The organism is Nocardia sp. N2S4-5, from assembly GCF_044628355.1.
In the GTDB taxonomy this organism is placed as follows: domain Bacteria; phylum Actinomycetota; class Actinomycetes; order Mycobacteriales; family Mycobacteriaceae; genus Nocardia; species Nocardia wallacei_B.
Map to the genome: position 1 here is coordinate 6,154,822 of NZ_JBIUPM010000001.1, position 22,196 is coordinate 6,177,017.

Sequence of the window (22,196 nt, forward strand, 5' to 3'; positions counted from 1 at the left end):
GCACTTCTACACGCTGCCTCGAACAGTCGAGAGCGGTTGTGTCAGAGACCATTTCGGGCTCGAATGTAGCCCGGTGGACGCTCATGGGTGGAACACTGGCTACTTCCCTGTTTCGGTGGGGATATATCGGCACACTGTTGGGTCCTGAAAGAACACGCGAGTGTTTCTTTCTAGGCGAAAGATAACGATCTGCTCGGATCTCTTGTGATACCGGCTTCTTCGGGAGTGCTGGTCCTTGGTTGGATTCGGTGTGGGTGTGTTGTTTGAGAACTGCACAGTGGACGCGAGCATCTTTGTTTGTAAGTGTTTAAGAGCGTTCGGTGGATGCCTTGGCACCAGGAGCCGATGAAGGACGTGGGAGGCTGCGATATGCCTCGGGGAGCTGTCAACCGAGCTGAGATCCGAGGATTTCCGAATGGGGAAACCCAGCACGAGTGATGTCGTGTTACCCGCCGTTGAATATATAGACGGTGTGGAGGGAACGTGGGGAAGTGAAACATCTCAGTACCCACAGGAAGAGAAAACAATTGTGATTCCGTGAGTAGTGGCGAGCGAAAGCGGATGAGGCTAAACCATGCGTGTGTGATACCCGGCAGGGGTTGCACGTGTGGGGTCGTGGGGCTCATTTTCTTCCTACTGCCGTGGGGAGCGAGAGTCAGAAAAGTTCGTGTTAGTCGAAGTGGCCTGGGACGGTCCGTCGTAGAGGGTGAGAATCCCGTAGACGAAAACACGTGCTCTCTCGTAGTGAGTACCCGAGTAGCAGCGGGCCCGTGAAATCTGCTGTGAATCTGCCGGGACCACCCGGTAAGCCTGAATACTCCCTGGTGACCGATAGCGGACTAGTACCGTGAGGGAAAGGTGAAAAGTACCCCGGGAGGGGAGTGAAATAGTACCTGAAACCGGACGCTTACAATCCGTCAGAGCCTCCTTTGTTGTGGGGTGATGGCGTGCCTTTTGAAGAATGAGCCTGCGAGTCATCGGTGTGTGGCGAGGTTAACCCGTGTGGGGGAGCCGTAGCGAAAGCGAGTCCGAATAGGGCGTCCTGAGTCGCATGTCATGGACCCGAAGCGGAGTGATCTACCCATGGCCAGGGTGAAGCGTCGGTAAGACGACGTGGAGGCCCGAACCCACTTAGGTTGAAAACTGAGGGGATGAGCTGTGGGTAGGGGTGAAAGGCCAATCAAACTCCGTGATAGCTGGTTCTCCCCGAAATGCATTTAGGTGCAGCGTCACGTGTTTCACACTGGAGGTAGAGCTACTGGATGGCCTAGGGGGCCTACAAGCTTACCGAAGTCAGCCAAACTCCGAATGCCGGTGTGTGAGAGCGTGGCAGTGAGACTGCGGGGGATAAGCTTCGTAGTCGAGAGGGAAACAGCCCAGATCGCCGGCTAAGGCCCCTAAGCGTGTACTAAGTGGAAAAGGATGTGAGATCGCTGAGACAACCAGGAGGTTGGCTTAGAAGCAGCCACCCTTGAAAGAGTGCGTAATAGCTCACTGGTCAAGTGGTCTTGCGCCGACAATGTAGCGGGGCTCAAGTACACCGCCGAAGCCGCGGCACTCAGACATTATCTTGCCTTCGGGCCAGGAGTCTGGGTGGGTAGGGGAGCGTCCTGCAGCCGGGGAAGCGCCGGAGTGATCCAGGTGTGGAGGCTGTGGGAGTGAGAATGCAGGCATGAGTAGCGAAAGACGAGTGAGAAACTCGTCCGCCGGATGACCAAGGGTTCCTGGGCCAGGTTAATCCGCCCAGGGTGAGTCGGGACCTAAGGCGAGGCCGACAGGCGTAGTCGATGGACAACGGGTTGATATTCCCGTACCCGTGTATCCGCGCCCAATGGCGAATCCATGGTGCTAACCATCCTGAACCCAATGGACTTCCTTCGGGAAGCTGGAGGGGGATGCATGGGACCCCTGTGGTAGTAGTCAAGCGATGGGGTGACGCAGGAAGGTAGCTGGGCCCGGTGGTGGATTACCGGGTGTAAGCCTGTAGGGCGTTGTGTAGGCAAATCCGCACAGCATGTGCCTGAGAGGTGATGCGTAGCCGTTGAGGTGAATTCAGTGATCCTATGCTGCCGAGAAAAGCCTCTAGTGAGTTGGTACACGGCCCGTACCCCAAACCGACACAGGTGGTCAGGTAGAGAATACCGAGGCGATCGAGAGAACTGTGGTGAAGGAACTCGGCAAAATACCTCCGTAACTTCGGGAGAAGGAGGGCCCGGTCCGGTGACAGGATTTACTCCTCGAGCTGGGTTGGGTCGCAGAGACCAGAGAGAAGCGACTGTTTACTAAAAACACAGGTCCGTGCGAAGTCGTAAGACGAGGTATACGGACTGACGCCTGCCCGGTGCCGGAAGGTTAAGAGGACCGGTTAGCCCTTTCGGGGGCGAAGCTGAGAATTTAAGCCCCGGTAAACGGCGGTGGTAACTATAACCATCCTAAGGTAGCGAAATTCCTTGTCGGGTAAGTTCCGACCTGCACGAATGGCGTAACGACTTCTCTGCTGTCTCCACCACAGACTCGGCGAAATTGCAGTACGAGTAAAGATGCTCGTTACGCGCGGCAGGACGAAAAGACCCCGGGACCTTCACTATAGCTTGGTATTGGTGTTCGGTACGGTTTGTGTAGGATAGGTGGGAGACTGTGAAAGCGGCACGCTAGTGTCGTGGGAGTCGTCGTTGAAATACCACTCTGGTCGTATTGGACTTCTAACCTCGGACCGTGATCCGGTTCAGGGACAGTGCCTGGTGGGTAGTTTAACTGGGGCGGTTGCCTCCTAAATGGTAACGGAGGCGCCCAAAGGTTCCCTCAGCCTGGTTGGTAATCAGGTGTTGAGTGTAAGTGCACAAGGGAGCTTGACTGTGAGACAGACATGTCGAGCAGGGACGAAAGTCGGGACTAGTGATCCGGCACCGGCGTGTGGAAGCGGTGTCGCTCAACGGATAAAAGGTACCCCGGGGATAACAGGCTGATCTTCCCCAAGAGTCCATATCGACGGGATGGTTTGGCACCTCGATGTCGGCTCGTCGCATCCTGGGGCTGGAGTAGGTCCCAAGGGTTGGGCTGTTCGCCCATTAAAGCGGCACGCGAGCTGGGTTTAGAACGTCGTGAGACAGTTCGGTCTCTATCCGCCGCGCGCGTTAGAAACTTGAGGAAGGCTGTCCCTAGTACGAGAGGACCGGGACGGACGAACCTCTGGTGTGCCAGTTGTTCCGCCAGGGGCATGGCTGGTTGGCTACGTTCGGAAGGGATAACCGCTGAAAGCATCTAAGCGGGAAGCCTGTTCCTAGATGAGGTTTCTCACCACCTTCGAGTGGGTAAGGCCCCCAACAGATTATTGGGTTGATAGGCCGGAACTGGAAGCGCAGTAATGTGTGGAGGTGACCGGTACTAATAGGCCGAGGGCTTACCAACGAAGATGTTACGCGTCCACTGTGCGGTATCTGAAACAACACACGGATCCCGGCGGAAAGCATGCCGGGAATGTGGCCCCCTCGCAGGGGGTTGTGTGGATAGTTTCATAGAGTTACGGCGGTTATAGCGGTGGGGAAACGCCCGGTCCCATTCCGAACCCGGAAGCTAAGCTCACCTGCGCCGATGGTACTGCACTCGACAGGGTGTGGGAGAGTAGGACACCGCCGGAACATACCTTCACGAAGGCCCCCAACACCGTTGGGGGCCTTCGTCGTATCCGGACCGAAGCGGCGTACCGGACAATGTGGGCCGGACAGGTGTAGAACGGGCGGATCGGGGCAAACTCGTTGTACACCCGGCCGGCGGGCCGGATTCACAGTCAGTTCACAAGGTATGGCAACCCGCGCGGCGCCGGTTCGCTGGATGATGGACGGGTAGCCCGGCACACGCGAGCCGTGCGGGAAGGACGAGGTACGGATGGTCGGCGAGGCAACGGCTGACACGGCCCCCACGCTCGGTGCCGCGCGCACCGGTTGGCGTCGGTTCTTCCTACCGGTGACCTACGGCTACGCTGCCATGCTCATCACGGTCGCGGCCCTGCTCGCCGCCTTGAGCGATGCCGCGCAGACCCAGGTGATCCTGCGCGCCAGCACCAACCTGAGCAACCTGCTGCGGGGCAACTACGGCACCCTCGTCTCCAGCGCCCTCGTGGTGGGGGATGGCGCCGCCGCGGCACTGCTCATTCCGCTGCTCGTCTGCCTGCTCGCCTTGGCCGAACGTCGGTTCGGCGCGCTCACCACGATCCGCATCTTCGTCGCCGGGCACATCGGCGCCACGCTGCTGGTCGCCGCGGGCCTGTGGGTGGCGGTGACGGCGGACTGGGTTCCGGTCAGCACGACGACGGCCGAGGACGTCGGCATCAGCTATGGCGCGATGGCCGTGATCGGCGCGTTCGTCGTACTGCTGCCCCGCCGCTGGCGCGCGACCTGGTCGATCACCTGGCTGGCCGTCGCGGTGTCGGGTGTCGCGATGGGGCGCACGTTCACCAATGTGGGGCATCTGCTGGCCCTCGCCATCGGCCTGGTGGTCGCCTTCTGGCTGCTGCGTACCCAGCGGGTACGGCTGCCGCGGTTGCACCGCATGACCCGGTTCGAATGTGGTCTGCTCGCGGTGGCTTCCGCGCTCGGCTACCTGTTGCTCGTGGGCTGAATTACGCGGCCCGCACGGGCTCGCCTAAAGTGCCGGGGGTGCGCCTCGTGATTGCTCGCTGCCAGGTCGACTACGTGGGTCGGCTCACCGCTCACCTCCCGATGGCTCGCCGGCTGTTGATGATGAAAGCCGACGGTTCGGTGTTGGTGCATTCCGACGGCGGCTCGTACAAGCCGCTGAACTGGATGAGCCCGCCCTGCTGGCTGGAGGAACGGGACAGCGAGACCGAGGCGGCGAAGCTGTGGGTGGTGACCAACAAGGCCGGTGAGGAACTGCGGATCACCATCGCCGACATCGAGCACGACTCCGAGCACGATCTCGGCATCGACCCGGGCTTGGTGAAAGACGGTGTGGAGGCGCATCTGCAGGAGTTGCTGGCCGAGCACATCGAAACCCTCGGCCCCGGCTTCTCGCTCATCCGGCGCGAATACATGACCGCGATCGGCCCCGTGGACATCCTGTGCCGCAATGCCGACGGCGCGACGGTGGCGGTGGAGATCAAGCGCCGCGGCGAGATCGACGGCGTCGAGCAGCTGACCCGCTACCTGGAACTGCTGAACCGAGACCCGCTGCTGGCCCCCGTCACCGGCGTGTTCGCCGCCCAGCAGATCAAGCCGCAAGCCAAGACCCTCGCCACCGACCGCGGAATCCGTTGCCTGACATTGGATTACAACGCTCTGCGCGGCACGGACAGCACCGAATTCCGGCTGTTCTAACCCTTCGCCATGCCCCGCCGGAAACCGCGTCCCCACCAGCCGCCGGCACGATCCCAACGGGATCTGCGCCCGATCGGCGACGTCTTCGGCCGCACCGAGCCCGGCCCCGACGGCGAAACCTACATCGTCCGCACCATCCCCGGCTCCCGCGCCACCAAGACCTACCGCTGCCCCGGCTGCGACCACGAAATCCGCCCCCGCACACCCCATCTCGTAGCCTGGCGAGAACAAGGCGGCGAAGACGACCGCCGCCACTGGCACACAGGCTGCTGGCGAGGCCGCCACACCAGAACCATCACCCGCCGCTGGTCCTGACCCCAACCCCGCCAACGCAATACACCCGCCCGCCTAGGACACCATCGCTCGCCCACCCACCCGCGTAGAACCGATCGCGCGCCCATCCACCACTCATCGCCACAAAACACCCTCAAATCGCCCACCCCCCAAGGTTTTCGGCGCGTCTCGGTTTTCGGGTGCCGCTGCGAAGCGACGAAGGAGCCAGCAGCGGCACCCGAAAACCGAGACCAAGGGCGCCGAAAACCCGCCGGAGCGAAGCGGAGGCCAAAAATATAGAGAAGGCCGCCTCCACGTCAGGGAGGCGGCCTTCGGACGGTCGATGTAGTGTCGCCCGGCAGGATCGGCGTCAGCTCGAGACTTCTGCGTTCTCGCGCTCTTCGTCGTCGACGAGCTCGTCCTCCTCGGTCTTGACCTCGGGGATGGCCTTCTGGCGTCCGGAACCCGACTGCTTGCCGGACAGCGAACGCTGCTCCGGAGCGCCGTCGAGCAGCTCGCTCTCGCGGTTGACCGCGGCGAGCATGGCCGGGACGGAATCGAGCTGGCCGCGAATTCCCAAGAGCTGGGCCAGGACTCGGCCGCGCAGGACGCGCATTTCCTCGGCCAGCTCCTTGGCGTGGGCGATCTTGCGATCGGCCTGCTGGGTGGCGGAGGTGACCAGACGGTTCGACTCGTCGGTCGCGTCCTTGATGCGCTGGGCGGCCTCGGAGCGGCTGCTGGCCTCGAGCTCCTCCATGGCGCGGGTGAGCTTGGTGCGCCGCTCCGCCATGGTGACCTCGAAGTCCTGCTGGGCGGCCTTGCGCTTGGCCTCGGCCTCCTTGGTGATCCGCTCGGCCTCGGCGTTGGCGGCCTCGAGGATCTTCTTGGACTCCGAGCGCGCGTTGGCGAGGGTCTGCTCGAACTCGACCTCGAGCGCTTCGCGCTTCTCCTTGGTCTCGGCGAGCAGCGACTCGTACTTGCCACGCATCTCGGTGGCCTGCTGCTCGGCGATCGAGATCATCTCGGCGGCCTCGGCCTGCGCCTGCGCGCGGACCTCGGAGGCCTCGTCGGAAGCGAGGCGGAGCATGCGCGAGATGCGATCGCTCATGCCCTCGGCGGTGGTCGGGGGCACCGACAACCGGTCGACTTCCTTACGCAGCTCATCGATTTCGTCGCGCGCGTCCTCCAGCTGGGCGGCGAGATTTCGGGCCTGGGCTGCGGCGGCGTCGCGATCTGTGGCGGTGACCCTTAGTTCAGCATCGAATCGGTCAAAGTAATTGCGCACCTCATCGCGGTCGTAGCCCTTTCGGACTACGGTAAACGGCAACGCGACGAAGCGATTGCGATCGGGCTCAGTGGACGACATGCCCCACAAACTACAGCCTGTCGGCCCACGATGGTGAGCCGACCGCGAATGTCGTTACGACAAGTTTCCCCGGTCGGAATCCGATACTAGTGAGTAGGATTCGGCGCCGGCTCGACGAGCTCGATGAGCACACCTCCAGCATCCTTCGGGTGTACGAAGTTTATCCGGGAATCGGCGGTTCCGCGGCGAGGCGCGTCGTACAGCAAACGCAGACCTCGCGAGCGCAGGAAAGTAGCCACGGCCTCGATGTCGGTGACGCGATACGCGAGTTGCTGGAGTCCGGGGCCGTTGCGATCGATGAACTTGGCGATCGTGGACGTCTCGTCGACCGGGGCCAGCAACTGCAGAGCAGTCGAGTCGTCGCCGGCGCCGGGCAGCGACAGCATCGCCTCGTGTACCCCTTGGGCCTCATTGACCTCGCGGTGGGTTTCGACCATTCCGAGATGTTCGGAGTACCACTCGACGGCGGTGTCCAGGTCGGGAACGGCGACGCCGACGTGGTCTACGGCGATCACGTAATCGGCGGGGATGAATTCGGGCGTATCGGTAGTACTCACCCTTCGAACGGTAGCGCGGACCTGCATGGTGCTGCCGGGACGGCACCGGTTACCGTGGAGTACGGCGTTCTCACTTACGAAGCGAGGTACATCGTGACTACCACCTCCGTCATCGTCTCCGGCGCGCGTACTCCGGTCGGCCGGCTGCTGGGTGGCCTGAAGGGCTTCAGCGGTTCGGATCTGGGCGGTTTCGCGATCAAGGCGGCGCTGGAGAAGAGCGGCGTGCGGCCCGACCAGGTCGATTACGTGATCATGGGCCAAGTGCTCACCGCCGGTGCGGGGCAGATCCCGGCCCGGCAGGCCGCGGTCGCCGGTGGCATCCCGATGGATGTGCCCGCGCTGACGCTGAACAAGGTGTGCCTGTCCGGCATCAACGCAATTGCCTTGGCGGACCAGCTGATTCGCGCCGGTGAGTACGAGATCGTGGTGGCCGGCGGCCAGGAGTCGATGAGCCGGGCGCCGCACCTGCTGGAGAAGAGCCGCGAGGGCTTCAAGTACGGCGACGTGACGCTGCGCGACCACATGGCCTTCGACGGCCTGCACGACATCTTCACCGATCAGGCCATGGGCGCGCTGACCGAGACCCGCAACGACGACGACCACATCAGCCGCGAGGATCAGGACGTCTTCGCCGCCGCGTCGCACCAGAAGGCCGCCGCGGCCTGGAAGAACGGCCTGTTCGAGGATGAGGTGGTACCGGTGGCGGTGCCGCAACGCAAGGGCGACCCGGTCCTGGTATCCGAGGACGAGGGCATCCGCGCCGACACCACGGTGGAATCGCTCGGCAAGCTGCGCCCCGCGTTCCGCAAGGACGGCACCATCACCGCCGGCTCGGCCTCGCAGATCTCCGACGGCGCCGCCGCGGTAGTCGTGATGAGCAAGGCCAAGGCGCAGGAACTCGGCCTGAGCTGGATCGCCGAAATCGGCGCCGCGGGCGTAGTAGCAGGCCCCGACTCCACCCTGCAGCAGCAACCGGCCAACGCCATCGCCAAAGCCTGTGCGAAAGAAGGCATTTCGCCCACCGACCTGGACGTGGTGGAAATCAACGAGGCCTTCGCCGCGGTAGGCATAGCCTCCACCCGCCAGCTGGGGATCTCCCCCGAAAAGGTGAACGTCAACGGCGGCGCCATCGCCATCGGCCACCCCCTGGGCATGTCCGGCGCCCGCATAGTCCTACACCTGGCCCTCGAACTGAAGCGCCGAGGCGGAGGCATCGGCGCAGCCGCCCTATGTGGCGGCGGAGGCCAAGGCGACGCCCTCCTCATCCGGGTGTAAACCCACCCCCTGTGGCGCATCCCACACCAACTACCCGCTGTCGTAGCCATGCAGCCGTTGGGCACAATAACCCCATGGGCGAATTCTTCGATGTGAGCACCGTAGCCAAGCGCGTGCGTTTGTTCGGCACGCTGGAAGCATTCTCATGGGCGCTGCTCCTCACCGGCTCCGTACTCAAGCGCCTGCCGGAACCCATCACCTGGCCGGTGATGGTGTTCGGCATGCTGCACGGCCTCCTCTTCCTGCTGTTCGTGCTGAATGTTTTCCTGGCCTCCCGGGAGTTCGAGTGGCCGGGTAAGACCCTGCTCCTCGGTCTGCTGTCCTCGGTCGTCCCGTTCACCTCGGCATGGTTCGAGCGGTGGGCGATTCGGAGCGGGCAATTGGGCGAACTGAGCACGGCCGCGGCACCTGCCGCTGCCCGTTCGTGACAAACTGGAAACCGTGACTCGACCTGCTGCACGTCGTCCTTCGCCCGCCGTCGCCGCTGCTATGTCCGGTGCGGTGGATCTGTCCAGCCTGAAACAGCCGGCCGTCGCCGCGGATGCGCCGACCGGTCACGCGGTCACCGAGGCCGATTTCGAGACCAAGGTGCTGCGTCGATCGATGCAGGTTCCGGTGGTCATCGTCCTGTACTCGCAGCGCAGTCCCGGCAGTGTGGAGCTGGTGAAGCTGTTCGAGCGCCTGGTGGGTGAGGACGATGGCGGTTGGGACCTGGCCACCGTCGAGGCCGAGCCGAATATGCGCATCGCGCAGGCGCTCGGGGTGCAGGGCATCCCGACCGTCATCGCGGTGGCCGGGGGCCAGCCGCTCGCCGATTTCCAAGGCGCTCAACCCGAGCCACAGGTGAAGCAGTGGTTGGCGGCCGTGGTCGACGCGGTGCGCGGCAAGCTCGAAGGTGGTGTCGAGGGTGAAGAGGCTCCGGCCGTGCCGGAGGACCCCCGCTTCACCGCCGCCGAGGAGGCGCTCGACCGCGGCGACATCGCCGGCGCCGAGGCCGCCTACGAGAAGATCCTCGCCGAGGAGCCGGCCAATGCCGAGGCCAAGGCCGCTCTGCGTCAGGTGCGCTTCTTCGGCCGGGCGCAGGGCCTGCCCGCGGACGCGATCGCGCGCGCCGACGCCGCTCCGGACGATATCGATGCCGCTTTCGCGGCCGCCGATATGGAGTGCTTCAACCAGCAGCCCGAGGCCGCCTTCACCCGCCTCATCACTCTGATCAAGCGCACCGCGGGCGACGACCGCAACCGCGTGCGCACCCGCCTGGTGGAGCTGTTCGAGCTGTACGACACGGCCGATCCGGTAGTGGTCGCCGCGCGCCGCAAGCTGGCCACCGCGCTGTATTAAGAGGAGGCGGCCGAGCGGCCCTCGGGTCTGCCGAGTGCGGAGCTTGGGTGCGCTGAGCGCCCGGGCCGGAATGTCGCGCACCGGGCTACCATTCGGTGTGCCCGGGCACGAACCGGGTCGGGGGAGAGGCGAACAGATGCGTATTGCCAGGAAGGCCGCTCGGATCGCGGCGGGGACCGTCGCCGCCGCGGCGGTCCTGCTTTCCGCGGGCAGCGCCGTGGCGGAGGAGCCCGTCACGCGGCTCGTGCTCACCCGCGAGGACTCCGATCAGCCGACCCGGACGGTCACACTGACCTGCGATCCGGTCGGCGGCTCGCACCCCGCCGCGGCCACAGCCTGCGGTTTCCTCGCCCCGCTCGGCGAACTCACCCTCCCCGAGGAAGATCCGGGCGTTCGCTGCTTCCGCTATCACCCCGTGGTGTACCGGGCGGAGGGCACCCTCCACGGCACTCCCATCTCAGTAGAACGCACCTACGGCTGCCTGATCCCAGACCTCCCCACCCTCTGGGCAGTCTGATTCACCGAACCCCCGAGCAACGGCCGGGCCGCCGTGTCAGCCGCGGGCCGCGGAAACGATCTGGCGGGGCTTGCTGGGATCAGCGGGCCGGGGTGAGGTTGCGGTCGAGTAGGGCCAATAGTTCGTGCCAGTGGCGTTCGGCGGCTTGTTCGTTGTAGGCGGCGGTGTCGGTTTGGGTGTAGCCGTGGTGGGCGCCCGGGTAGGTCTCGCTGCGGTAGCGGATGCCCGCGTCGGTGAGGGTCTTCTCGAGGCGTTCGATCTGCTCCGCCGTCATGGACCGGTCGTTGTCCGCGTGCCCGAAATACAGTGCCGCCGTGACGTTTTCGAGGGCGTGGTGCGGGCTGTCGGGGGTGTCGGTGACCAGGCCGCCGCCGTGGAATCCGGCGGCCGCCGCCACGCGATCCGGAAAGGCGGCGGCGGTGTACACGACCAACCGGGCGCCCATGCAGTAGCCGGTGAGGCCCACGGGACCGGCGGCCGTGCGGTCGTGCGCCGCCAGCCACTCGAGATACGCGGCGGCGTCGGCGGCCGCGATCTCCGGCGTGAGTTCCTGGATCATCGGCAGCAACCGCTGAAAGATGTCCGGCCGCTGTCCCTGGTCGATGAAATCGGGCAGCTCGACCACCGGCGCCCGCCCGTGCCGGTAGAACACATTCGGGGCGAGCACCGTATATCCGTGTGCGGCGATGCGGTCGGCCATGGCTCGCAGGCTCGGCCGCAGTCCGAAGGCGTCCATGTACAGCAGCACGCCCGGATGTGGCGCGCCGTCGGCGGGGGCGGCCAGATAGGAGTCGGCGACGCCGCCGGGCGTCGGGACGTCGACGGACAGGCCTTGCACTGCGGTCATGAATGATCCCTCCTGGAGTATCGGCGGACCGACCGGAGCGGAGAATGTCTCCGCTTCGAGGTCGGTCACCAGCCTGCCATGCCGTCCGGGCCCGGGTACAGGCCCGGCGGCGGCATTTCATGATCATGCGGTCAATGCCCGGTACGGTTGGTCTCGTGACGGGTCGCATCGCCATCGATGACACCGCTCCGGCCATACCCGGTGGCCGCCCGGCCAAAGCCGTGGTGGGCGAGGTGTTCCCGGTGCGGGCCGTGGTGTGGCGCGAGGGCCACGGCGTGGTCGGCGCGACGCTGGCCGTGCGCCCGCCCGGCGCCTCGCGCGCCCGCCGGATCCGGATGTCGCCGGACTACGAGCCCGATGTGTTCAATGCCGTGTTCACCCCGAACGAACCGGGGACATGGACCTACCGCATCGAGGGCTGGGGCGATCCGATCGCGACGTGGCGGGCGGCCGTGGAGGCCAAGCTCGCCGTCGGCCAGAGTGCCGCCGACCTCGCCAACGATCTCGAACTCGGTGCGCGACTGCTGGACCGCGCGGCACAGCAGGTGCCGAAGCGGCAGTGGGAGCGGTTGCGGGCGGCCGCGGCCGCGCTGCGCGGGAAGGGGCAGTTGCCCGCGCGGGTGGCGCCGGCGTTCGGTGCGGAGGTCGGCGAGATCCTGCGCGCGAATCCGTTGCGCGATCTGGTGACGCGCGGCCCGCAGCACACGGTGCTGGTGGAGCGCCGTCAGGCGCTGTACGGCTCGTGGTACGAGTTCTTCCCCCGCTCGACCGGCGGCTGGGATGTCGACGGCAACCCGGTGCACGGCACCTTCGCCACCGCCGCGAAGGAGCTGCCGCGCATCGCCGCAATGGGTTTCGACGTGGTGTATCTGCCGCCGGTGCATCCGATCGGCAAGGTGAATCGCAAGGGCCGCAACAACTCCCTGACCGCCGAGCCCGGCGACGTGGGCTCCCCCTGGGCGATCGGCTCGGACGAGGGCGGTCACGACGCCTTCCATCCGCTGCTCGGCACCGAGGCGGATTTCGTCCAATTCGTCGGCGCCGCACGGCAACTCGGTATGGAGGTGGCGCTGGACCTGGCGTTGCAGTGCGCCCCCGACCATCCGTGGGTCCGCGAGCATCCGGAGTGGTTCACCACGCTGCCGGACGGCACCATCGCCTACGCCGAGAACCCGCCCAAGAAGTACCAGGACATCTATCCGATCGATTTCGACAACGATCCGGACGGGCTCTACGCCGAGGTGCTGCGGGTGGTGCGGTACTGGATCTCGCTGGGCGTCACCATATTCCGGGTCGACAATCCGCACACCAAGCCCGCCGACTTCTGGGAGTGGCTGCTCGCGCAGGTCCGCCGTACCGACCCCGACGTGTTGTTCCTGTCCGAGGCGTTCACCCGCCCCGCCCGGCTGTATGGGCTGGCGCGGCGCGGCTTCGCCCAGTCCTACACCTATTTCACTTGGCGCACAGGCAAACACGAGCTGGCCGAGTTCGGGCTCGAGCTGGCCGCGAAGGCCGACGAGGCACGGCCCAACCTGTTCGTCAATACTCCCGACATCCTGCACGAGAGCCTGCAGCACGGCGGTCCGGGCATGTTCGCGATCCGCGCGGTGCTGGCGGCGACGCTGGCCCCGGCGTGGGGGGTGTACTCCGGATTCGAGTTGTTCGAGCATCAGGCGGTGCGGCCGGGCAGCGAGGAGTATCTGGACTCGGAGAAGTACCAGCTGCGCCCGCGTCCCTTCACCGAGGCGGTCGCTCGCGGCGAGTCGCTGGAGCCGTGGCTGACTCGGCTCAACGAGATCCGCCGCGCCCACCCGGCCTTACAACAGTTGCGCTGCATTACCTTTCATCACATCGACAACGACGCCCTGCTGGCGTACTCGAAGGTGGATCCCGGTACCGGCGACGCCATGCTGGTGGTGGTGAACCTCGACCCGTTCGGCGCCGAGGACGGCATGATCTCACTGGACATGCCGGCGATCGGCCGCGAATGGCACGACCATCCGGTGGTGTTCGATGAGGTGAGTGGCGAGGAATACCACTGGGGCCAAACCAATTACGTGCGGCTGGATCCGGTGCGCGCGGTCGCCCACATCCTCACGCTGCCGCCGGTGTCGGCGGCGGCGCGCACGGAATTGGCCTATCGGAGGTCGTTCCGGTGAGGCGCCGATGAACCGTCGCGATCTGCTGCTGCTGGTTGCGGGTACTCACCGTGATCCGCACACGGTGCTCGGCGCGCATCCGCATCCGACCGGTACGGTGATCAGAGCCCTTCGCCCGCACGCGAATTCGGTGGCGGCGCGGATCGGCGACACGGACTATCCGCTGGCCCACGTGGAGCACGGTGTGTTCGAAGGCGTCGTGCCCTTCCCGGACCTCTGGGACTACCGGCTATTGGTGTCGTATCCGGGCAGCCGCACCGTTCTCGACGCGGACGGGTATCGGTTCCTGCCGACGGTCGGCGAACTCGACCTGCACCTGATCGGCGAGGGCAACCACGGTCGGCTGTGGGAGGTGCTGGGCGCGCATCCGCGCCGCTACACCACGCTCGACGGCGAGGTGGCGGGGACGTCGTTCGCGGTGTGGGCGCCCAATGCCCGCGGGGTCGCGGTGATCGGCGACTTCGACGGGTGGAGCGGAAACACCGCGCCCATGCGGCAATTGGGAGGTTCCGGGGTGTGGGAACTGTTCGTGCCGGGGGTCGGCGTGGGGGCGAAATACAAGTTCCGGGTGCACGGCGCGGACGGCCGCACGGTCGATCACGCCGATCCCATGGCGTTCGCCACGGAGGTGCCCCCGGCGACCGCATCGGTGGTCACCGAGAGCCGCTACACCTGGCGCGACGACGATTGGATCGCGACACGTACCCGCACGGACCCCGTGCGGTCGCCGATGAGCGTCTACGAGGTGCATCTCGGCTCGTGGCGGCCGGGGCTCGACTACCGCGAGGCCGCCGCGCAACTCGCCGAATACATTCTGGCGCAGGGCTATACGCATGTCGAGCTGCTGCCCGTCGCGGAACATCCGTTCGGCGGCTCGTGGGGTTATCAGGTCACCTCCTACTACGCGCCGACGGCCCGCTTCGGCACTCCCGACGACTTCCGGGCGTTCGTGGATCACCTGCACGCCGCGGGCATCGGCGTCCTGCTGGACTGGGTGCCCGCGCACTTCCCGCGCGACGAATGGGCGCTGGGCCGTTTCGGCGGCACCGCGCTCTACGAGCATCCCGATCCGCGGCGCGGTGAGCAATTGGACTGGGGCACCTACGTTTTCGACTTCGGACGGAACGAGGTGCGGAACTTCCTGGTCGCCAACGCCCGCTACTGGATCGAGGAGTTCCACATCGACGGGCTGCGCGTCGACGCCGTGGCCTCGATGCTGTACCTGGACTACTCGCGGCCGGAGGGCGGCTGGGAGCCGAATATCCTTGGCGGGCGCGAGAATCTGGAGGCCGTGGCGTTCCTGCAGGAGATGAACGCGATGGTGCACAAGCATCATCCGGGCGTGGTCACCATCGCCGAGGAATCCACCACCTGGCCGGGCGTCACCCGGTCCACCGATGTCGGCGGCCTGGGTTTCACCATGAAGTGGAACATGGGCTGGATGCACGACACCCTGGGCTACCTGGGGCGCGACCAGATCCACCGCAGCTGGCACCACAACGAGATCACCTTTTCGACGGTGTACGCGTGGAGCGAGAACTACGTGCTGCCGATCAGCCACGACGAGGTAGTGCACGGCAAGGGCACGCTGTGGACCCGGATGCCCGGCGACGACTGGGTGAAGGCCTGCGGGGTGCGCACGCTGCTGGCCTATCAGTGGGCCCACCCGGGCAAGCAGTTGCTGTTCATGGGCCAGGACTTCGGCCAGTTCCGGGAGTGGTCGCACGATCGCGGACTGGACTGGCAGGAGCTGGAGAATCCGCTGCACGACGGCATCCGGCGGCTCGTCCGCGACCTCAACGCGGCCTATCGCGCCCACCCGGCGCTGTGGTCGCAGGACGCCTCGCCGGGCGGCTACGCCTGGATCGACGCCGACGACCGCGCCGGCAACGTCGTCGCCTTCCTCCGCTACGGCTCCGACAACTCGCTGGTGGCCTGCGTCTACAACTTCTCCGGCACCCAACACCGCGACTACCGCATCGGCCTCCCGTCCGCCGGCCACTGGCGCGAGATCCTCAACACCGACGCCGCCGACTACGCCGGCAGCGGCGTAGGCAACCTCGGCGGCGTGCGATCGGTCGCGGAACCATGGCACGGCCGCCCGTTCTCCGCGGCCGTCACGCTGGCGCCCAACAGCGCGGTGTGGCTGGCGCCGGACTGAGTGTGCGGCAGACCCGCAGGTCAGGGCACCTATCCAGCTCGTGGTGGAGCATACGGCGTGAGGTAGGGTCATTCGGGTGAAGGCATTGCGTCGGTTCACGGTCCGTGCCCATCTGCCCGAGCGGCTGTCGGCGCTCGCTGAACTCGCTACGAATCTGCGGTGGTCGTGGCATGGGCCGACGCAGGATCTGTTTGCGGAGTTGGATCCGGGGCTGTGGGTGGAGGTCGGGCGGGATCCGGTGCGGATGTTGGGGGAGGTGCCGGCGGGGCGTCTCGACGAGTTGGCTGCCGACGACGCCTACACCCGCGCGGTGGATGGTGCCGCGGCCGATCTGCGGGACTATCTGGAGCGGCCGAGCTGGTTCGATCGGCAGTCGGACGGGGACCGTGCCGAGCATCTGCCGCGGGCGATCGCCTACTTCTCGATGGAGTTCGGTGTGACCGAGGTGCTGCCGAACTATTCGGGTGGGCTCGGGATTCTCGCGGGCGACCATCTGAAGGCCGCGTCCGATCTGGGGCTGCCGCTCATCGGCGTCGGACTGCTGTACCGGTCCGGATATTTCCGCCAATCCCTGACCGCCGACGGCTGGCAGGCCGAGCGTTACCCGGATCTGGATCCGCAGGGCCTGCCGCTGCGGTTGCTCACCGAGTCGGGTGCGCCGGTGCTCGTGCACGTGCCGATGCCGGAGGGCCGGGTGCTGCGGGCGCGGGTGTGGATCGCGCAGGTCGGCCGGATTCCGTTGCTGCTGTTGGATTCCGATATCGCCGACAACGATCCGGAGCTGCGGTCGGTGACCGATCGCCTCTACGGCGGCGATCAGGATCACCGCATCAAACAGGAGATCCTGGCGGGCATCGGCGGCGTGCGGGCGGTGCGCGCCTACACCCATGCCCACGGGCTGCCCGACCCGGATGTCTTCCACATGAACGAGGGCCACGCCGGTTTCCTGGGCATCGAGCGGATCCGCGAATTCATGACCGCCGGAATGGATTTCGACGCCGCCCTGGCCGCGGTCCGGGCGGGCACGGTATTCACCACGCACACCCCGGTGCCCGCGGGGATCGATCGGTTCGCCGGCGCCCTGGTGCGGCGCTACTTCGGCGGAGCGCACGGCGAGCGCGAATCTCCGCTGCTGCCGGGTGTTTCCGTGGACCGCATCGTGGCGCTGGGCCGGGAGGCCGATCCGTCGGTGTTCAACATGGCCCACCTCGGACTGCGGCTGGCCCAGCGCGCCAACGGCGTATCGCGGTTGCACGGCGAGGTCAGCCGCGCCATGTTCGCGTCGCTGTGGCCCGGTTTCGATGCCGCCGAGGTGCCCATCGGCTCGGTCACCAACGGCGTGCACGCCCCGACCTGGGCGGCGCGGGAGTGGATCGAGAAGGCCCGGGAATTCGTCGGACCCGAACTGGTGGAGGAGGCGCGCGGCTGGGAGCGGTTGCGCGACATCGATCTGCGCGAACTGTGGTCGACCCGAAACACCCTGCGCGGCAAGCTGGTTGCCGAGGTGCGCCGACGGGTGCACGCATCGTGGCTGGAGCGCGGCGCCGCTCCCGCCGAATTGACCTGGGTGGACGACGTTTTCGACCCGAACGTGCTCACCGTCGGCTTCGCGCGCCGGGTGCCGACCTACAAGCGGCTGACGCTGATGCTGCGCGACCCGGAACGGCTGCGGTCGCTGCTGCTGGATCCGGAACGCCCGGTGCAGTTGGTGGTGGCGGGCAAGAGTCACCCGGCCGACGACGGCGGCAAGGCGCTGATCCAGCAGGTGGTGCGCTTCGCCGACGATCCGGCGGTGCGGCATCGCATCGTCTTCCTGCCCGACTACGACATGTCGATGGCCCGCTACCTGTACTGGGGATGCGATGTGTGGCTGAACAATCCGCTGCGCCCGCTGGAAGCATGCGGCACCTCGGGCATGAAGGCCGCGCTCAACGGCTCGCTGAATCTGTCGATCCGCGACGGCTGGTGGGACGAGATGTACGACGGCGAGAACGGCTGGGCCATTCCCACCGCCGACGGTGTCCGCGACGACCACCGCCGCGACGATCTCGAGGCCGCCGCCCTGTACGAGACGCTGGATCGCGCTGTGCTGCCGCGGTTCTACGATCGCGACGGCGACGGCCTGCCGGTGCGCTGGATGGAGATGGTCCGGCACACCCTGCAGACGCTCGGTCCGCAGGTGCTGGCCTCGCGCATGGTGCGCGACTACGCCGTCGACTACTACATACCGGCCGCGGCCTCGTATTCCGCTGTGGCACAGGATGATTTCGCCGGAGCGCGGGTGCTGGCGGAGTACCGTCGCCGGGTCGAGTCGGCGTGGCCGCAGGTGAAGGTGATCCAGGTGGACAGCGCGGGCCTGCCCGACACCCCGGTGATCGGCGCGGATCTGTCGTTGCGCGCCCGCATCGACCTGGCGGGCCTGGCGCCTTCGGACGTGGTGGTGCAGGCAGTGCTGGGCCGGGTGTCGCCCGATGACGACCTCTCCGATGTCACCTCCATCGAGATGACCCACACCACAACCGATTCCGGGGTAGAGATCTACACTGCGGACACCCCGGTCCCGCTCTCCGGCGCGGTCGGCTACACCGTCCGCATCCTGCCCCGCCACCGCCTGCTGTCCAGCGACGCCGAACTGGGCCTGGTCGCCGCACCGACCCCGTAATCTCGGATTCGTGGAATTGGCTCAGCTCGGTTGGGCGAGAGCGCGTTTCATGATCTTGCCGGTCGGGTTGCGGGGGAGGGCGTCCAGGAAGTGGACGTCGCGGGGGACCGAGAAGCGGCCGAGACGGTTGCGGATATAGGTGCGGATCATGTCGGGGTCCAGGCCGGAATCGTCGCGCTTGACGACGAAAGCGGCCAGGCGCTGGCCGAATTCGTGGTCCGGCACGCCGATCACCGCCACCTCGCTCACCTGCGGGAGGTGGGACAGGGCCTCCTCGACCGGGCGCGGGAAGACGTTCTCGCCGCCGGAGATGATCATCTCGTCGTCGCGGCCGGCGACGAACAGGCGGCCGGTGGCATCGAGGTAGCCGACGTCGCCGGTGTCGAGCATGCCGTCGGCCTCGCCGGGCGGCGCCGCGTCGGTGTAGCCGTCGAAGAGCATGTGGTTGCCGACGAAGATGCGGCCGGTCGCGCCGACCGGCACCGGCCGGGAATCCGGGCCCAGCACAGCGACTTTCGTGCCCAGTGGCGGCCGCCCGGCGGTCGTCGGGGACAGCCGGAGGTCGGCCGGGTCGGCGATGGTCGCCCAGGACACCTCGGTGGACCCGTACACGTTGTAGAGGGTGGCGCCGAAGACCTCGGCGAACCGCAGCACCGCCGCACCGGACAGCGGCGCACCGCAACTCGCCACCACGTGCAGGCTGGAGGTGTCGTAGCGGGCGCGAACGGTGCTGGGCAGGTCCAGAATTCGGTTCACCATGATGGGCACCACGATCAGCGACGTGACCCGGTGCTCGGCGATCAGCCGCAGGCAGTCCTCGGCGTCGAAGCGCTCCGGCAGCACCACCGTCGCCCGGATCGGCGTGCTGATCTGCAGTGCGGCCAGCCCCCAGGTGTGGAACAGCGGCGCGGGGATCAGCATGGTCTCGTTCATCCGCAACGGGATTCGCGACAGCAGCGCCGCCACCGTGCCGAATCCCTTCGGATGCGGGCGGCGCGCGCCCTTGGGCGTCCCGCTGGTCCCGGAGGTCAGCACGATCAGCCGACCCGGCCGCGAGGGTTTCCCGAAACTGCCGCGCCCCATGGCGATCAGGTCGTCGACGGCGGCGCGGCCGGGTTCGTCGGGATCCGCCGAGGCGGGGAAGCGCGGGATCTCCGGCGGCACATAACGGATCAGGTCGGCCAGTGCCGGATCAGCGAATACCGCTGCGATCTGGTGCTTTTCGGCGATTTCGGCGATCCGCCCGGCGGCCAGGCCGGTGTTGAGCAGTACCACGTCGACGCCGAGTTTCCCCGCGGCGACCATGATTTCGACCATCTCGGCGTGATTGCGCGACAGCAGGCCGATCGCGTCACCCGCGCGGATGTCGAGGTCGGCGAGCGCACTCGCCAGTGCGTGTGTCCGCGCGTGGATCTCGGCGAAGGTCCGTATGCCGCGGTCGTCGATCACGGCCGGGCGATGGGGCTCGTAGGCGGCCGCCGCGGCATACCCACCCGCCAGCGTGAAACCCCATCTCGCCAGGCGGCGTAGCTGTTTCACGCCCTTGTCGAATCGGTAGGTGCGCACCACGCCGGTCGAGATCATCTGGCGGGCGACGTCGACCTGCAACCGCATGGGGGAGTCCTCGCCGTTGATCGCGACCGAGGTCGGGGCGCCGGTGACGACGTCGGCCACCCGCCGCAGCCCGGCCAGCGTCCAGTCGATCACGGCCTCGTTCGGCAGTGTCGCCACCAGCGGGTGCGCGCGGCCCGGGGTGAAGAAGGTGACGTTGACGCGGGTCTGCTCGTGATCGCCGCGCAGCCGGATCGCGGCGAAGCAACCCTGTGTGGGACATTGCAATTCGAGGAATTCGTGGGTGCGCCCGGGGATCAGGTGGACGTCGATGGTGCGGATCTCGCCGGTGTCGCCACCGAGTCGCATCCGCAGCAGCGCGGGCCCCTCGTCGGTGTCGAATTGTTCGCAGGCGCCGATGCCGGGGAACAGCCGAGGATAGGTCTCGGGATCGAGGAGCAGATCCCATAGGGCGCGGCGGTCGGCGGACAGCTCCGCGGCCGCTTCGACGATATCGGTAACCAACAGCTTGCACTTCTCGCTCGGCCGCCACGACAGCTCGATTCGGCGGATAACATATTTGTAACGGCCACCACTTCGCAGGTCAAGAACCTCCATATTGAAGGCGAACTCTTCGTTAAATTGCCCGGTGATTGCGTGTTACTTCAAGTAACGCCCGACCGGTGCGGCTATGGATTGCTATCGGTTAGCCCGTCCTGAAATGGCACGGGTGTGTCGTGGCAGCTACGGTGCCCTGGGCATTGTTCCTCCGGCCGAGGTGGAGACATCACGATGAGTACCGACGCGCAGCCGCGACCAGAGAGTCGCCTCGACTCCTACTTCGGGGTCACCCGGCTCGGGTCGACCTACAAGCGCGAGATCATGGCCGGCACGGTCACCTTCCTCGCGATGTCGTATGTGCTCGCGGTGAATCCGTCGGTTCTCGGCGACCAGGGACAACTCGGGCCGCTCGGCATTCCGACGCAGGCCGTGTTCACCGCCACGGCCGTCGCGGCGGTATTCGGCACGCTGGTCATGGGGCTGTGGGCGCGTTACCCGGTCGCGCTCGCGCCGGGCATGGGGCTCAACGCCTTCTTCGCGTACTCGGTGGTGCTCGGCATGGGCATCCCGTGGCAGGAGGCGTTGTCGGGGACGTTCCTGTCGGGCGTGATCTTCTTCGTGCTGGCCGTGACCAAGGTCCGCGAAAAGATCATCGACGCCATCCCGATGCAGATGAAACTGGCCGTCGGCGCGGGCATCGGCATGTTCGTGGCCTTCCTCGGGCTCAAGAACGCCGGTGTCGTGGTCGCCAGCGACGCCACCCTGGTGCATCTCGGCGACTTCACCAAGGGCAGTACGCTGCTGGCGCTGTTCGGGTTGCTGCTGACGGTGATCTTCATGGTGCTCGGCTGGCACGGCGCGGTGCTGTACGGGATCGTCGCCACCACCGTCGTCGGTGTCGTGAGCGGGCTGGTGGAGCTGCCGGATTCGGTCGTCGCCATGCCGCACGGGCTCGATCAGACCTTCGGGCAGGCCATCGTCCACCTGCCGGACGCGTTCACCGGGCAGATGGTGATCGTCGTACTGACCATGCTGTTCGTCGACTTCTTCGACGCCTCGGGCACGTTGATCGGCATTGCCAACCAGGCGGGGCTGCTCGGTCCGGACGGACGGCTGCCGCGGGCGGCGCAGGCGCTGGCCGCCGATTCGGTGGGTACCACGGCGGGCGCGATCATCGGCACCTCGACCACCACCGCGTACGTCGAATCCACCGCGGGCGTGAGCGCGGGCGGGCGCACCGGGCTGACGGCGGTGTCGACGGCGGCGTGGTTCCTGGTCGCGATGTTCTTCTTCCCGCTGTTCGCCGTCGTCGCGGGCGCTCCCGCGGTGACCGCGCCGGCGCTCGTGGTGGTCGGGGTGCTGATGGCCCGCGCGCTCGGCGAAATCGACTGGCACAAGCTGGAATACGCGATTCCCGCGTTCCTCACGGTGGTCATGATGCCGCTGACCTACTCGATCGCCAACGGCATCGCCATGGGACTGCTGTTCTACCCGGTGGTGATGGTCGCGCGCGGGCGCGGGCGCGAGGTGCACTGGGTGATGTGGGTGCTCATGGCGGTATTCCTCGGGTACTTCTTCTTCCTCGCCGAATAA

The 22,196-nt window shown here is 66.4% G+C and carries 15 protein-coding genes and 2 rRNA genes; 13 read left to right on the forward strand and 4 right to left on the reverse strand.

Annotated elements, in window-relative coordinates; all coding sequences use genetic code 11:
- Positions 1-297 precede the first annotated feature (297 nt).
- The 5 genes from ACFMRZ_RS28360 to ACFMRZ_RS28380 all read left to right on the forward strand — a co-directional run bounded on the left by ACFMRZ_RS28360 (position 298) and on the right by ACFMRZ_RS28380 (position 5,648).
- Positions 298-3,408: ribosomal RNA gene (locus tag ACFMRZ_RS28360) — 23S ribosomal RNA — on the forward strand.
- Positions 3,409-3,521: 113 nt separating this feature from the next.
- A 5S ribosomal RNA gene (rrf, locus tag ACFMRZ_RS28365) occupies positions 3,522-3,638 on the forward strand.
- A gap of 247 nt (positions 3,639-3,885) precedes the next feature.
- Complete coding sequence (locus ACFMRZ_RS28370; RefSeq protein WP_280276636.1) at positions 3,886-4,617, forward strand: rhomboid-like protein; 732 nt, start codon at positions 3,886-3,888, stop codon at positions 4,615-4,617.
- Between the two features lie 38 nt (positions 4,618-4,655).
- Positions 4,656-5,333 carry an endonuclease NucS gene (nucS, locus tag ACFMRZ_RS28375; RefSeq protein WP_400181410.1) on the forward strand — a complete coding sequence of 226 codons (678 nt, stop codon included), beginning with the start codon at positions 4,656-4,658 and terminating at the stop codon, positions 5,331-5,333.
- A 9-nt stretch (positions 5,334-5,342) separates the two neighbouring features.
- Positions 5,343-5,648, forward strand: a complete 306-nt coding sequence (locus ACFMRZ_RS28380) for an ATP/GTP-binding protein (RefSeq protein WP_280276634.1) — start codon at positions 5,343-5,345, stop codon at positions 5,646-5,648.
- A gap of 328 nt (positions 5,649-5,976) precedes the next feature.
- Here the strand turns inward: ACFMRZ_RS28380 and ACFMRZ_RS28385 are convergent, their stop codons facing one another.
- Together ACFMRZ_RS28385 and mce are read right to left on the reverse strand one after the other, a co-directional pair.
- Entirely contained in the window at positions 5,977-6,972 is a 996-nt protein-coding gene (locus tag ACFMRZ_RS28385) for a hypothetical protein (RefSeq protein ID WP_280370287.1), read from the reverse strand.
- Positions 6,973-7,058: 86 nt separating this feature from the next.
- The gene (mce, locus tag ACFMRZ_RS28390) at positions 7,059-7,529 is read right to left on the reverse strand and encodes a methylmalonyl-CoA epimerase (RefSeq protein WP_280272577.1); all 471 of its coding nucleotides are present in this window, start codon (positions 7,527-7,529) and stop codon (positions 7,059-7,061) included.
- Between the two features lie 93 nt (positions 7,530-7,622).
- Between mce and ACFMRZ_RS28395 the strand changes: the two genes are divergently transcribed.
- The 4 genes from ACFMRZ_RS28395 (at position 7,623) to ACFMRZ_RS28410 (ending at position 10,662) form a co-directional block, all read left to right on the forward strand.
- A complete protein-coding gene (locus tag ACFMRZ_RS28395) occupies positions 7,623-8,804 on the forward strand; it encodes an acetyl-CoA C-acetyltransferase (protein ID WP_400181411.1) in 1,182 nt (393 codons plus the stop codon).
- Between the two features lie 74 nt (positions 8,805-8,878).
- The gene (locus tag ACFMRZ_RS28400; RefSeq protein ID WP_280272579.1) at positions 8,879-9,232 is read left to right on the forward strand and encodes a DUF3817 domain-containing protein; all 354 of its coding nucleotides are present in this window, start codon (positions 8,879-8,881) and stop codon (positions 9,230-9,232) included.
- A gap of 61 nt (positions 9,233-9,293) precedes the next feature.
- Complete coding sequence (locus ACFMRZ_RS28405) at positions 9,294-10,145, forward strand: tetratricopeptide repeat protein (RefSeq protein ID WP_400182993.1); 852 nt, start codon at positions 9,294-9,296, stop codon at positions 10,143-10,145.
- A 136-nt stretch (positions 10,146-10,281) separates the two neighbouring features.
- Positions 10,282-10,662: an SSI family serine proteinase inhibitor gene (locus tag ACFMRZ_RS28410; protein ID WP_400181412.1), complete on the forward strand. Its 381-nt coding sequence runs from the start codon at positions 10,282-10,284 to the stop codon at positions 10,660-10,662.
- A gap of 79 nt (positions 10,663-10,741) precedes the next feature.
- Here ACFMRZ_RS28410 and ACFMRZ_RS28415 read toward each other — a convergent pair whose 3' ends face one another.
- Positions 10,742-11,509, reverse strand: a complete 768-nt coding sequence (locus ACFMRZ_RS28415) for a dienelactone hydrolase family protein (RefSeq protein WP_400181413.1) — start codon at positions 11,507-11,509, stop codon at positions 10,742-10,744.
- Between the two features lie 155 nt (positions 11,510-11,664).
- Between ACFMRZ_RS28415 and ACFMRZ_RS28420 the strand changes: the two genes are divergently transcribed.
- The 3 genes from ACFMRZ_RS28420 (at position 11,665) to glgP (ending at position 18,491) form a co-directional block, all read left to right on the forward strand.
- Positions 11,665-13,668 carry an alpha-1,4-glucan--maltose-1-phosphate maltosyltransferase gene (locus tag ACFMRZ_RS28420; RefSeq protein WP_400181414.1) on the forward strand — a complete coding sequence of 668 codons (2,004 nt, stop codon included), beginning with the start codon at positions 11,665-11,667 and terminating at the stop codon, positions 13,666-13,668.
- A gap of 7 nt (positions 13,669-13,675) precedes the next feature.
- Complete coding sequence (gene glgB / locus ACFMRZ_RS28425; protein ID WP_400181415.1) at positions 13,676-15,829, forward strand: 1,4-alpha-glucan branching protein GlgB; 2,154 nt, start codon at positions 13,676-13,678, stop codon at positions 15,827-15,829.
- A gap of 76 nt (positions 15,830-15,905) precedes the next feature.
- Positions 15,906-18,491, forward strand: coding sequence for an alpha-glucan family phosphorylase (gene glgP / locus ACFMRZ_RS28430; protein ID WP_400181416.1), 2,586 nt, complete (start codon positions 15,906-15,908; stop codon positions 18,489-18,491).
- 21 nt (positions 18,492-18,512) lie between these two features.
- Here glgP and ACFMRZ_RS28435 read toward each other — a convergent pair whose 3' ends face one another.
- Positions 18,513-20,567, reverse strand: a complete 2,055-nt coding sequence (locus tag ACFMRZ_RS28435) for an AMP-binding protein (RefSeq protein WP_400181417.1) — start codon at positions 20,565-20,567, stop codon at positions 18,513-18,515.
- A 267-nt stretch (positions 20,568-20,834) separates the two neighbouring features.
- Between ACFMRZ_RS28435 and ACFMRZ_RS28440 the strand changes: the two genes are divergently transcribed.
- The gene (locus tag ACFMRZ_RS28440; RefSeq protein ID WP_400181418.1) at positions 20,835-22,196 is read left to right on the forward strand and encodes an NCS2 family permease; all 1,362 of its coding nucleotides are present in this window, start codon (positions 20,835-20,837) and stop codon (positions 22,194-22,196) included.